Source organism: Variovorax restrictus (genome assembly GCF_051216715.1).
GTDB lineage: Bacteria > Pseudomonadota > Gammaproteobacteria > Burkholderiales > Burkholderiaceae_C > Variovorax.
In genome coordinates this window covers 1,584,314-1,596,841 of sequence record NZ_JBPJZH010000001.1, presented here as the reverse complement: position 1 = coordinate 1,596,841, position 12,528 = coordinate 1,584,314, and the positions used below count along the sequence as shown (strand labels likewise).

Genomic DNA, 12,528 nt, shown 5'->3' with positions numbered 1-12,528 from the left:
CCGATGATCCATCCCATCTACATGACGGCGCTGCGGCGCCCCGATCTGGTCGCGGCGCACCTGCGCAACCATGTCGAGCTGGTGAAGAAAGAGCTGGGCGATGCCGGGCGCTCCATCGTCTACAAGGCCGCGGGTGCCATCGTGGCGCTGGTCGCGTTGCTGCTGGCGCTGGGGCTCACCGGCATCTCTCTGATGCTCGGCGCGCTGCAGGGCTACCACTGGGCACTCGTGGCCGTACCGGGTGCCGCCTGGTTGCTCACGGTGATCGGGGCCGTGGTCGCGATGAAGGCATCGGTGCGCGACGACCTGCAAGAAGTCAAGGATGAGCTCGAAGCGGACTTCGCCGTCCTGCGTACCGTGAAGGAGGCCCGCCGTGGATAAGACGTTGCTCCCGTTGACGCCCAAGCAGAAGCTCGCGCTCTCGCGCGCCGAACTGCTCGAAGCCATGGGCTACCACGACATCGCGCCGAGCGATGCGGTCGCACCGCAACTGGTCTCCGCCCGCGAACCCCGCAGCGGCGTGCCGGCGCCGGCGCCGACCACCCGTCGTGGCGTGCTGGCCCGGTGGTGGTCGCGGCATCCGCTCAACAGCGCGGTCGACCTGGGGCGTCCATTCCTCGAAAACATGGCGGAACGACAACCGGGCCGGCTGATGGCCTATGGCGTCGGCACCGGCGCATTGCTCATGGTGGTGAAGCCCTGGAAGCTGCTGTCGCTGGCCACGGTGCTGTCGCTCGCCTTCCGCACGTCCGACCTGACGGGCCTGATCGCCGGCGCCTTCGGTGCGCACGAAGAGGACGATGACGAGGGCCCGCCCTTCGACAACCGCGTGCCGCTCAATCGGCAGGTGTCCTGAACCGGCGTATGCGCAACGAGACGCCCTTACCGGCGCGGCGGCGCAACGGCTTCGGCGCGCTCGCCGGCATAGGCGAGAAAATCCTCGAACTGCCCGGTCTTGTCGAAGACCATGTCCGCCCCTTGCGACAAGGCCCGGTCGTTGGCGGCATCGGCGTAGTTGGTCAGCACGACGACGCGCTGGTGCGGCAGCCGGCGGGCGCAGGCCTTGACGACCTCCATGCCGGAGCCTTCGACGAGAAACAGGTCGGCCACCACCAGATCCCATCCGTCGCCGTTGCGCGCGAGCCATCGCAGCGCCTCGTCCTGGGACTCGGCCATGGCGATGACTTCGCAGGTGGTGGAATCTTCGAGCAGCCCCACCAGCAAGTCGCGAATGGTGGGGTTGTCTTCGATCAGAAAGACTCGAAGCGTCATGGCAACGTGGAACAGAAACAGTGCGGGCCAGGGGCCCGGTGGACCCCTCGAAAGCACTGCCGGAAGGCAGCCTCGAGGGAAGGCGTTGTGAAAGATTATCGGGGCAGCATCAGGGCGATCCCTGCCGGAAAAGTTCCCGAGAACGGCACAATCGCCCCATGACAGCGATCGGTGATTTGAGTGATGAGGACCTGACGCACCACGCGCAGGAATGGCGCCAGCGGGCGCTTCGCGGCGACCGCTCGGCGCGCGGCGTGGCGCATGCGTTGGAAACCGAGCTGCGTCGGCGCGGCGCAGGCAGCTTCGCGCAGACCTCGCCCGCCAGCCTCGACACACGGCCAGTGCCGATGCGCCATGTTCGGCCCTGGTGGAAGTTCTGGGCGGACTGAGGGCACCCCGGATTGGGTACATTGCCGGGCGTGACCCCATCGCCCGCCGTTCATCGTGAAGAGGGATCGGGCCCCGACGACGCCCTGCCCTGTCTGCCTATGAAAATCACCACCTGGAACGTCAACTCCCTCACCGCCCGTCTGCAGCATGTGCTGGACTGGCTCACCACCAACCCGGTCGACGTGCTCTGCCTTCAGGAGCTGAAGATGAGCGACGACAAGTTCCCGCTCGAGGTGCTCAAGTCGGCCGGCTACGAGGCCGCGGTGTTCGGTCAGAAGACCTACAACGGCGTGGCGATTCTGAGCCGTGCGCCGATGCGCGACGTGGCGAAGAACATCGGCGGTTTCAGCGACGAGCATTCGCGCGTGATCAGCGCGACGGTCGACACGGCCGCTGGGCCGCTGCGCATCGTCAACGGTTACTTCGTCAATGGGCAGGCACCGGGCAGCGACAAGTTCGCCTACAAGATGCGCTGGCTCGAGGCCCTGCGCGACTGGCTGCGAGCCGAGAAGGCGGCGCATCCGAACCTCGTGCTGCTAGGCGACTTCAACGTCGCGCCCGAGGACCGCGACAGTTTCGACCCCGAAGGGCTGCGCGACACCATTCATCACACGACCGAGGAGCGCGAGCACTTCAAGGCGCTGCTGGGCCTGGGTCTGACGGACGCCTTCCGGCTTTTCGATCAGCCCGAGAAGAGCTTCTCGTGGTGGGACTACCGCATGCTGGGCTACCAGAAGAACCGCGGCCTGCGCATCGACCACATCCTCGTGAGCGACCCGCTGGTGCCGCGTGCGGTGGCCTGCACCATCGACCGCGTGCCGCGCAAATGGGAAAAGCCCAGCGACCATGCGCCCGTCACGCTCGAACTGGCCGCGTTGGCCTGAGGGCATGCGCATGATGGCATCGACCAGAACGCGTGCGCTGCTGCTTTCGGCGCTGCTGGCCACGCTGGCGGCCTGCACCTCGACCCGGTCTGGCGCACCGGCCGAGGCCGCAGCATCCTCCGACGAGAAGACGGCGGCCGAAGAAGCCCCCGCCCGCAGCGACGTGGCCGAAGTCCGGCTGATCACCGCGCAGACACCCGCAGTGCGCGCCTATCGAAAGACCGGCTCGGGTGCGATCTACAAGGCCTACCCGACCCGCATCCACAAGGGGAAGATTCCGCCGCTGGTGTATGCCGTGGTGGTGGTCGAAACTGACATCGACGCGACCGGCAAGGTGGTGAACGTGGGCTTCAGCCGCACGCCGAGCCACGCGCCCGAGGTGCCGCCCATGATCGCCGAGCTGATCCGAAAAGCATCGCCACTGCCCAGCCCGGGGCGCCTGGGCGCGCACACCTATGTCGACACGTGGCTGTGGGACAAGAGCGGCACCTTCCAGCTGGATTCGCGCACGCTCGGCCAGCGCAGCCGGTAGTCGCCCACCGCGCGGCCCCTCACTCCAGTCCGAGTTCCTGGATCTTGCGGGTGATGGTGTTGCGCCCAATGCCGAGTTTCTGCGCCGCCTCGATGCGGCGACCACGCGTGTTGGCCAGGGCGGTGAGGATGAGGCGCGACTCAAAGCGGCGCGACAGCGCGTCCCACACGTCGGTGCGGCCGGCGGCCAGCAGGCTCTGCGCTTCGAGCTCGAGCCCGCTTTCCCAGGCCGACGAAGCAACGCCCTCGACGGTCGTCGCGGGCGCGGCGGCCACGGGCGCCGCCATGGACGCGGCGGCGGGCGACTCGGACTCCTGCAGGGCCGGCGTCACGGGCACTGCGGCCGGTGCCGGTGCGGGTGCCACGGGCGAGGACACCTCACCCGTCGGCGCGGCCATCACCTCGGGCGGCAGGTCCTTGGCTTCGATCAGCTGCGCCGGCGCCATCACGGTGAGCCAGTGGCAGATGTTCTCGAGTTGACGCACGTTGCCCGGGAAGGCGAAGGTGGCCAGCTGTGTGAGCGCCGCGTCGGAGATGCGCTTGGGTTCGACGCCCAGCTGCTTGGCGCTTTGCTGCAGGAAGTGGCGCGTGAGCGCGGGAACGTCTTCGCCGCGCTCGCGCAGCGCCGGCAGGCGCAGCCGGATCACGTTGAGGCGGTGGAACAAGTCCTCGCGGAAGCCGCCGACCTTGACGCGCTGCTCCAGGTCCTGGTGGGTGGCGGCGATGACGCGCACGTTCGACTTGACCGAGTTGTGCCCGCCCACGCGATAGAAATGGCCGTCGCTCAGCACCCGCAATAGGCGCGTCTGCAGATCGAACGGCATGTCGCCAATCTCGTCGAGGAAGAGCGTGCCGGCTTCCGCCTGTTCGAAGCGGCCGCGGCGCATGGTCTGCGCGCCGGTGAAGGCACCGCGCTCGTGGCCGAAGAGTTCGCTCTCCAGCAGGTCCTTGGGGATCGCCGCTGTGTTGATCGCCACGAAGGGGCCGTTGGCGCGCGGCGAATGCTTGTGCAGCGCGCGCGCGACCAGTTCCTTGCCCGAGCCCGATTCGCCGGTGATCAGCACCGTGACGTTGCTCTGCGAGAGCCGGCCGATGGCGCGGAAGACGTCCTGCATCGCCGGGGCCTGGCCGAGCATTTCGGGGGCCGCCTGCATGCGTTCTTCGGCCACTTCCTCGCGCTGGCTTTCGTCCACGGCGCGGCGGATGAGCTCGACGGCGCGCGGCAGGTCGAAGGGCTTGGGCAGGTATTCGAAGGCACCGCCCTGGAAGGCCGACACGGCGCTGTCCAGGTCGGAGAAGGCCGTCATGATGATGACGGGCAGGCCGGGGTGCTTGGCCTTGATCTTGTCGAGCAGGTCGAGGCCGGAGCCGCCCGGCATGCGGATGTCGCTGACCAGCACCTGCGGGCCTTGCTGGTCGTCGTCGGCAGCGACTTCCAGCGCCGCCAGGACTTCGCGCGTGTTGGTGAAGCTGCGTGTGGGCAGGTCTTCACGCAGCAACGCCTTTTCCAGCACGAAGCGGATGGATTGGTCGTCGTCTACTATCCAGATCGGCTTCATGCAGCTCCTTGTCGCCTTGCTGCTATGGCAGCGGTATCAGTATCTTGAAATCGGTCCGGCCCGGCACGCTGTCGCACTCGATCACGCCGTGGTGCTGTTGTACGAAGGTTTGCGCCAGCGTCAGCCCCAGGCCGGTCCCGCCATCTCTGCCCGACACGAGCGGGTAGAAGATGCGGTCCTTGATGGTGTCGGGCACGCCCGGTCCGTTGTCGATGACATGCAATTCCAGTGCCAGTCGATACCACTGCTTGTTGAAGATCACCTGGCGGGCAATGCGCGTCTTGAAGATGATGCGCGCATCGCCAGCTGCGCGGCGCTCGGCCAGGGCTTGCGCGGCGTTGTGTGCGATGTTGAGCGTGGCCTGGATGAGCTGTTCACGGTCGCCCCGGAACTCGGGAATCGACGGATCGAAGTCGCGGTCGATGTGCAGGTCGCGTGGAAACTCCGCGAGGATGACCGAACGCACCCGCTCGCAGACCTCGTGGATGTTCACATCGCCCACCACATGTGGGCGGCGGTGCGGCGCCAGCAGGCGATCGACCAGCGTCTGCAAGCGGTCGGCCTCGTGGATGATGACCTGGGTGTACTCGATGAGATCGCGCGACTCGACCTCCATCTGCAGCAGCTGCGCCGCACCGCGGATGCCACCCAGCGGGTTCTTGATCTCGTGCGCGAGGTTGCGGATCAGTTCCTTGTTGGCCTGCGCCTGGTCGAGCAAGCGCTCTTCGCGATCCTGCCGCACCTGCTGCTCGAGCGGCGACATCTCGACGATGAGTTCGCCCACCTTGTCGCTCTGCGCAAGCGTGACCTGCACCGGCATCAGGTCGTGGTTGACGCGCCGGAGCATCGCCTCGTAGCGCAGCGTGGCGAAGTCGTTGCTGCGCGCCCCGTCGATGGCTGTGCGCAAGACGTGCGGCTCATGGAAGCAGGCGCCGAACTGCGAGCCCTCGAGCGTGCGCCGCGAGGTGCCGAGCACGTCTTCAAGGGCGGCGTTGGCGAACAGCACGGCCCCGTCGGACTTGACCACCGCGATGAGCGTGGCGAGAAGGTCGAAGGGCTGGAAGCGCTTGGGGGAAGAATTGGTCTTGCCGAAGGCCATGTCAAGGATTCGACGGTGGCAGGCGACCCAGCTCACGGCGGATGCCGGCAATGTCGCTTTCGTTGCGAGCGATTTCCGCCTTCATCTCGCTCACGCGGTCGAGGTACTTCTGGTAGTTGCGCGACTCGGCGCCCTGCTTCTCCGGCTCGCCGTTGTTGTAGTCCTTGAGCAGCTCGGCCTGGCGGGCTTCCGCCTTGCGAAGTTCCGATTGCAGCACTGAGCGCGCCTCGCCGTCGCGTGCGCGCTGGTCGGCGCCCTCGACGCGGGGGCTACCAGCCGGCGCGCGCGCGGCGCTGCCACCCCCACTGCCGCCGCCGCTCGACACGCTACCGCCTGAACCCGCGGGGCGCGGCGTCTGGACCACCGTGACATTGCCACCCTCCATCACCTTGCAGCCACGCTTCTGCGCGTCGGCCGCGTTGTTGGTGTATTCGTTGCCACAACGCCAGACGCGCTCTTGCGCATGCGCCGGCAGCGAGGCCAGCGAAGCCAACGAGGCGATGAGGGACACGACAAGGGATGAAGTCTTCATGGTCCTGTGAGGAGATGTACGCAGACAGCGGATTCTCATGCAATTCGAGCGGCGTTCCGGCGCGCCGTTCCCCGCCAAAGAAAAAGGACGGCCGGAGCCGTCCTTTTTCGCACTGCGCCGAAGGCCCGAAGGCCTGCGATCACAGCGAGTAGTACATGTCGAATTCGACCGGGTGCGCCGCCATGCGCATGCGCGTGACTTCCTGCATCTTCAGCTCGATGTACGCATCGATGTACGAATCGGTGAACACGCCACCCTTGGTCAGGAAGGCGCGGTCCTTGTCCAGATGCTCCAGCGCCTGGTCGAGGCTGTGGCACACGGTCGGGATCAGCGCGTCTTCTTCCGGCGGGAGGTGGTACAGGTCCTTCGTCGCGGCTTCGCCCGGATCGATCTTGTTCTCGACGCCGTCGAGGCCGGCCATCAGCAGCGCGGCGAAACCGAGGTACGGGTTCATCAGCGGATCGGGGAAGCGCGCTTCGACGCGACGGCCCTTGGGGTTGGCCACGAACGGGATGCGGATCGAGGCCGAGCGGTTCTTGGCCGAGTAAGCCAGCTTCACCGGGGCTTCGAAGCCGGGCACCAGGCGCTTGTAGCTGTTGGTGCCGGGGTTCGTGATGGCGTTCAGGGCCCGGGCGTGCTTGATGATGCCGCCGATGTAGTGCAGCGCGAATTCCGACAGACCGGCGTAGCCGTCGCCGGCGAACAGGTTCTTGCCGTCCTTCCAGACCGACTGGTGCACGTGCATGCCGGAGCCGTTGTCGCCGACGATGGGCTTGGGCATGAAGGTGGCGGTCTTGCCGTAGGCGTGGGCCACGTTGTGGATCACGTACTTCTGCAGTTGGACCCAGTCGGCGCGCTGGATCAGCGTGCTGAACTTGGTGCCCAGTTCCATCTGGCCGGCGTTGGCCACTTCGTGGTGATGCACTTCGACCGGGATGCCCAGGGCTTCGAGCACCAGGCACATTTCCGAGCGCATGTCCTGGAAGCTGTCGACCGGGGGCACCGGGAAGTAGCCGCCCTTGACCGCCGGGCGGTGGCCCGTGTTGCCGTGCTCGTATTCCTTGTCGGTGTTCCACGAGGCTTCTTCGGAGTCGATCTTGACGAAGCAACCCGACATGTCGTTCTTCCAGCGGACGCTGTCGAACACGAAGAATTCGGGTTCCGGCCCGAAGTAGGCGGTGTCGCCCAGGCCGGAGGCCTTCATGTACGCCTCGGCGCGCTTGGCCAGCGAACGCGGGTCGCGCTCGTAGGCTTTGCCGTCGGCCGGGTCGATCACGTCGCAGGTCAGGATCAGCGTCGTCTCTTCGAAGAAGGGGTCGATGTTGGCGGTGTTCGGGTCGGGCATGAGCTGCATGTCCGAGGCTTCGATGCCCTTCCAGCCAGCGATGGAAGAACCGTCGAAGGCATGGCCGTCGGTGAACTTGCTTTCGTCGAAAGCAGACACCGGCACGGTCACGTGCTGTTCTTTACCGCGGGTGTCGGTGAAGCGGAAGTCGACGAACTTGACCTCGTTTTCCTTGACGAGCTTCAGTACATCGGCGACGGTCTTTGCCATCAATTTCTCCTGGTTGGATGAGTGGTTGGAAATACAACGATGAGGGAATGCAGTTTCTGTGCCATTGGCAGGTCGGCGTCCCCCGGGCACCGCCATCCTGCCAGATCACCAAAGGAAGGCATCGAATGCCCACTTTGGTGCATCTCGAACTAGCGCACCAGTTCGGGACCCAACCGCGCATTGAAGGTGCGCAACCCGGCCAGCAACTGCGCGTACGCGGAATCCAGAAGCGCCGGCGCACCCTTCACGCCGAGCTCGATATGACGCCCGTACTCGGGGTGGTCCACGCTGGGGAGGCTGAACACCTTGACGCCGGCATGCGTCGCCTCGATGGCCTCCATCAAGGGGGTGAGGGTGGCTTCCATGGCACCGAAGACGATCACCGACTTCTCACTGGACTGACCCTGGGTGAACAACGCGGTATAGCGGCTGTCGAGCACCGATTCGATCATCGGCCAGGCCATCACCGGAAAGCCCGGCACGAAATGCACATGGTCGACGCTGAACCCGGGGATCTTGTTGTAGGGGTTGCGGATGATTTCCGCCCCTTCGGGGAACACGCCCATGTTGAGCCGATGGATGTTGTCGGGTCGGTCGGGTTCGTAGGAGACGCCCTGCTCGCGCGCGGTGTCCTGCATGCGCTCGCGAATGAGCACCTCGGCCTCCGGATGCAGCACCAGCGGGCGACGCAGCGCCTTGGCCGCGCACTGACGCGTGTGGTCGTCGGGCGTGGCGCCGATGCCGCCGGTGGAGAACACGATGTCGCCCGACGCGAAGGCCCGGGTCAGTGCGGCCGTGATGCGCGTCGGCACGTCGCCGACGTACTCGGCCCAGCCCAACTGCAGCCCGCGTGCCGCGAGCAGCTCGATGACCTTGGGCATGTGCTTGTCGAGGCGCTTGCCGGAGAGGATTTCGTCACCGACGATGATCAGGCCGAATGCACGGGTCATGGGGATTCCAGAGGAGAAATGACGAGGGGCGCCGACGCCTCTGCGCGCTGCAGACGCAGTTGCCCGAGCGCATCGAGGCAGTAATGCGCGAACCAGAGCGCCGAGAAGGCGAAGACCAGCGTGTAGATCCAGATGGCCAGCGGCACCAGCACGAAGAAGGCCGCCGCGAACAGCAGGCCCGAGGCCCACACGATGCTCGGCGCCGCGCCCAGGTAGCCGCACAGCACGCCGATGGCCAGCAGCGGCAGGCGATGCTGGCGCAGCACGGCGGCGCGTTCCTCGGCGTCGGCATGCTCAGCCAGCGCATCGAAGCTCATCACGCGGTAGGTCAGCCAACCCCAGATCAGCGGCGGCAACACCAGCACCAGTGGGGGGATCAGCCAGAGCGGCATCGACACCAGAATGGCGACCAGCGCCAGCAGCGTGAGCCCGAGCGAGCGCAGAAGGCTGCCCGCGAAGGAAGCACCCTTCTTTTGCACCAGCGCGGGAAAGCGCCGCTCGCCGACGAGCCGCGTGAGCGCCGGCGACATCAGCCCGGCCACCACGACCAGCGACACGAGCACGATCACCGGCGTCGCGGCGAACACCACCACCAGCGGCGCGAGCAGCGACGGCACGTCGCTGGAGAACAGGCCGCCGATCCAGCTCCAGAAGCTCGACAGCAGCGGCCAGGCGTCGAGCGTCTGGCGCATCCAGGCCACGCTCGATGCCCAGTAGAAATAGCCGAAGCCCGCCGCCAGCACGGCGATCACGAGCAACGGCGCCAGCGACAGCACGATCACCCGGGGGCGCATGCAGTAGGCGGCGGCTCGCCAGAAGGAATCGAGAAGAAGGCGCATGGGGTGCCGAGGATAACGCCGCGCCGTGAAGACGCCGCGATGCAGGTGGCCGAAAGCCTCAGCCGCGCCCGACCATCCGGCGCAGCCCGCGCCACTGCTGCGACCAGAAGCCGCGCCCGTAGTCGCGCACGCGGCCCTGCGCGTCGGGTTCTACCTGGTCGCGGATGCCGGTGGCAGCGTAACGCGGCTCGAAATTCACGGTGCGGAAAATCATGTCCCACCACGGCAGCAGCACGCCGAAGTTGTGCCCACCCAGGGTCGATGGGCCGGCGGATTCATGCCCGATGCCGATGGCATGGTGCACCCGATGAAAGCGCGGGCTGACCCACAACCGCTCGCCGATCGCGCCGAAGCCGACGCGCAGGTTCGCATGCTGCAGGCTTTCGCTGAGCTGCGTGAACGCGACGATGGCGATGAACTGCCCCGGCGCGACGCCGATGAACTGCGCGACAAGCACGATGATCGTGTCGTGGAGGATGTCGTCGAGCAGGTGGTTGCGGTTGTCGCTCCACATCGTCATCTGGCGCTGCGAATGGTGCAGCGAATGCAGGCCCCACCACCAGTCGAAGCGGTGCTGGCCGCGATGGATCAGGTACTCGACGAAGTCGAGCACGATGAGATACATCACCAGGGCCACCCAGGGCACGTCGGTCACGCCGGGCCACAGCTCGTCGAGGTGCAGCGTGCCCCAGCCGGCGCCGCGCAGCAGGCCGAGCCCGTCGTCGAAGAGAGGCTGCAGCAAAAAGAACATGCCCAGGCGGAACAGGCCCAGGCGGTGGATCAGCGTGTAGAGAACGTCGGTGCGGATCGCGCGCCGGTCGACCACCGGCTCGGCCGGCCGCCAGCGCTGCAGCGGGCCGATCACGGCCAGCAGCACCGCGATCTGGATCAGGCCGACCAGCAGCCAGCCGGTGGCGTTGAAAGCGTCTTCGACATACCCCCCCAAGCCGATGCCATAGACCAGCGGTTGCACGACCGCCTCGAACAGCCACTGCTGGCAGTTCGAGAAGAGATCGGTGAACCATTCCATCGCTGCGCCGCCTCGGTGCTCAGGGGTGCGCCGCGATCCAGTCGCGGTAGGCGGGGTGCGCCCGCAGCGTCTCGAAGCAGAAGCCCTTGGCCTTCAGCCCGACGATCAGCGGCTCGAGCACGGCCGGTGCCCAGGGGTCCTTGCGTGACCAGATGCCCAGATGAGCCAGCAGGATGTCGCCCGGTTGGATCCGGTCGAGTGCCTGTTGCAGCAGCTTGTCGTTGGGGAAGGTCTCGCTGGGCAGCTCGTCGCCCAGGAAACCCGCGGGCGCCCAGCCGACATGCGCGAAGCCGCAGGCCTTGGCGGCCGCCAGCAGCTTGGGCGAGGTCTTGCCGCCCGGCGCGCGGAACAACGGCAGCGGCTTCTTGCCGGTGACGTGACCGATGCGGTCGCTGGCCTTCTGGAGGTTCTCGCAGTACTTGGCCGCGCTCCAGGTGAACTCCCGGCCGGCCAGGCCGCCGGCCGAGGGCCGCACGCGGAACTGCGGTTCGATGCCCTTCACGTCGCCGCGCCAGTAGACATGGTCGTAGGTGTGCGAGGCGAACTCGTGGCCCTCGGCCGCCCTCGCCTTCCACCACGGGGCCCAGTGGTTGTCCAGGCTGTCGCCGTCGGTCAACGTTCGCTCGGCCGCGCCGAAGAAGGTCACGCGCACGTCCTGGCGCTTGAGCACCTCGGCGATCAGCGGCGCGACACCCATGTGGCCGGTGTCGAAGGTCAGGTACAGAGGCTTCTCGCACTTCGCCTGCGCCATCGCGCTGCCCGCGAGGCAGAAAGCGAGCAGACCGACGACGAGGCGGCGGCGCGCCGGCCGTTCAGCGCTTGGCATGGTCCAGGGTCCACACGCCATGCGGTGAGCGCCCGACGTTCACCTGGCGCACCACCTTGCGGCTGGCCAGGTCGATCACGCTGAGCTTCTTGGCCCAGCGCGAGGTCACGTACAAGGTCTTGCCGTCGGCCGACAGGTCCATGCAGTCGGGGCCGCCCGGCACAGCGTAGGTCTCGATCACCTGCAGTGTCTTGAGGTCGATGCGGCTGATGGTGTTGGCCACGCGGTTGCTCAGGAACACGCTCTGCCCGTCACCTGCCGAACGGAACGCGTGCGCGCCCTTGCCGGTGACGATCTTGCCGACCGCCTTGGGCTGCGGGCCCGCCACGTCGAACACCTGCACGCCGTCGCTGCCGGTCAGGCCGACCAACAGGGTGCGGTCGCCGTGCACGCCGAAGACGTCGGCCGGCATCGGACCGGTGGCGATGCGCCAGCGGATGGTCTGGGTGGCCAGGTCGACGGCGATGAGTTCGTCGCTGTCCTGCATCGTGACGTAGGCCACGGTGCTGGTCGCGTCGATCCAGATGTGGCTGGGCGTCTTGCCGGTGGCGATGCGCTTGGCCAGCGTCAGGTCCTTGCCATCCCAGCGGTAGATGTCGACGTGGTTCAGGCGGTTGGCCGCGGTCACGAACCACTTCATGTCGCGCGAGAACTGCAGCTGGTACGGGTCGATGATGCCGTAGACCACGCGCTGCACGTCGCCCGTGCGCGGATTCAGGAAGGTCAGCGAATCGCCGGCCGAATTGGCCACGATGACCGAGCGCTCGTCCGGCGTCATGTAGATGTGGTGCGGCTCCTTGCCGGTCGGAATACGCGTCTTCTCCGTCCAGGTCGTCGGGTCGATCACGCTGACGGTGGCGTCGAGCGAATTGAGCACGAAGAGCGGCGGCGCTTCAGCGGCCAGGGCGGGCAACGCGTGCAGGGCGCAGGCGAAGAAGAAGGCCGCGAGGCGGCCATGGGCGGTGGCAAGAAATCGCAAGGGAGGCTTCCGGGTGAGCAGGTCGAACCTTAACGTGCAAGCCTTAGCGGCGGCTGACCTTCTGCGTGCCACGCGTGCAAAT

At 66.8% G+C, this 12,528-nt stretch carries 15 protein-coding genes; 5 read left to right on the top strand and 10 right to left on the bottom strand.

Annotated elements, in window-relative coordinates; translation table 11 throughout:
* Positions 1-3: 3 nt before the first annotated feature.
* Positions 4-381 (top strand): phage holin family protein, encoded by a 378-nt coding sequence (locus ACSFA0_RS07500; RefSeq protein WP_435449577.1) that lies wholly within the window; start codon positions 4-6, stop codon positions 379-381.
* A complete protein-coding gene (locus ACSFA0_RS07495) occupies positions 374-856 on the top strand; it encodes a hypothetical protein (protein ID WP_435449576.1) in 483 nt (160 codons plus the stop codon). The genes ACSFA0_RS07500 and ACSFA0_RS07495 overlap by 8 nt, the downstream gene beginning before the upstream one ends.
* A gap of 26 nt (positions 857-882) precedes the next feature.
* Here ACSFA0_RS07495 and ACSFA0_RS07490 read toward each other — a convergent pair whose 3' ends face one another.
* Entirely contained in the window at positions 883-1,272 is a 390-nt protein-coding gene (locus tag ACSFA0_RS07490) for a response regulator (protein ID WP_435449575.1), read from the bottom strand.
* A gap of 158 nt (positions 1,273-1,430) precedes the next feature.
* Between ACSFA0_RS07490 and ACSFA0_RS07485 the strand changes: the two genes are divergently transcribed.
* The 3 genes from ACSFA0_RS07485 (at position 1,431) to ACSFA0_RS07475 (ending at position 3,078) form a co-directional block, all read left to right on the top strand.
* Entirely contained in the window at positions 1,431-1,661 is a 231-nt protein-coding gene (locus tag ACSFA0_RS07485) for a hypothetical protein (RefSeq protein WP_435449574.1), read from the top strand.
* Positions 1,662-1,760: 99 nt separating this feature from the next.
* A complete protein-coding gene (xth, locus tag ACSFA0_RS07480; protein ID WP_435449573.1) occupies positions 1,761-2,546 on the top strand; it encodes an exodeoxyribonuclease III in 786 nt (261 codons plus the stop codon).
* A 10-nt stretch (positions 2,547-2,556) separates the two neighbouring features.
* A complete protein-coding gene (locus ACSFA0_RS07475) occupies positions 2,557-3,078 on the top strand; it encodes a hypothetical protein (protein ID WP_435449572.1) in 522 nt (173 codons plus the stop codon).
* Positions 3,079-3,097: 19 nt separating this feature from the next.
* Here the strand turns inward: ACSFA0_RS07475 and ntrC are convergent, their stop codons facing one another.
* The 9 genes from ntrC to ACSFA0_RS07430 form a co-directional block, all read right to left on the bottom strand.
* A complete protein-coding gene (gene ntrC, locus ACSFA0_RS07470) occupies positions 3,098-4,636 on the bottom strand; it encodes a nitrogen regulation protein NR(I) (RefSeq protein ID WP_435449571.1) in 1,539 nt (512 codons plus the stop codon).
* A 22-nt stretch (positions 4,637-4,658) separates the two neighbouring features.
* The gene (glnL, locus tag ACSFA0_RS07465; protein WP_435449570.1) at positions 4,659-5,735 is read right to left on the bottom strand and encodes a nitrogen regulation protein NR(II); all 1,077 of its coding nucleotides are present in this window, start codon (positions 5,733-5,735) and stop codon (positions 4,659-4,661) included.
* 1 nt (position 5,736) lies between these two features.
* The gene (locus ACSFA0_RS07460) at positions 5,737-6,267 is read right to left on the bottom strand and encodes a hypothetical protein (protein ID WP_435449569.1); all 531 of its coding nucleotides are present in this window, start codon (positions 6,265-6,267) and stop codon (positions 5,737-5,739) included.
* Positions 6,268-6,406: 139 nt separating this feature from the next.
* Complete coding sequence (gene glnA, locus ACSFA0_RS07455) at positions 6,407-7,822, bottom strand: type I glutamate--ammonia ligase (RefSeq protein WP_435449568.1); 1,416 nt, start codon at positions 7,820-7,822, stop codon at positions 6,407-6,409.
* 149 nt (positions 7,823-7,971) lie between these two features.
* Entirely contained in the window at positions 7,972-8,772 is an 801-nt protein-coding gene (locus ACSFA0_RS07450; RefSeq protein WP_435449567.1) for a competence/damage-inducible protein A, read from the bottom strand.
* Positions 8,769-9,611: an EI24 domain-containing protein gene (locus ACSFA0_RS07445; protein WP_435449566.1), complete on the bottom strand. Its 843-nt coding sequence runs from the start codon at positions 9,609-9,611 to the stop codon at positions 8,769-8,771. The genes ACSFA0_RS07450 and ACSFA0_RS07445 overlap by 4 nt, the downstream gene beginning before the upstream one ends.
* 58 nt (positions 9,612-9,669) lie before the next feature.
* A complete protein-coding gene (locus tag ACSFA0_RS07440) occupies positions 9,670-10,641 on the bottom strand; it encodes a sterol desaturase family protein (protein ID WP_435449565.1) in 972 nt (323 codons plus the stop codon).
* A 19-nt stretch (positions 10,642-10,660) separates the two neighbouring features.
* Entirely contained in the window at positions 10,661-11,467 is an 807-nt protein-coding gene (locus tag ACSFA0_RS07435) for a polysaccharide deacetylase family protein (protein ID WP_435449564.1), read from the bottom strand.
* Positions 11,454-12,446, bottom strand: a complete 993-nt coding sequence (locus tag ACSFA0_RS07430) for a YVTN family beta-propeller repeat protein (RefSeq protein WP_435449563.1) — start codon at positions 12,444-12,446, stop codon at positions 11,454-11,456. Before ACSFA0_RS07430 ends, ACSFA0_RS07435 begins: the two co-directional genes overlap by 14 nt.
* Positions 12,447-12,528: the final 82 nt, after the last annotated feature.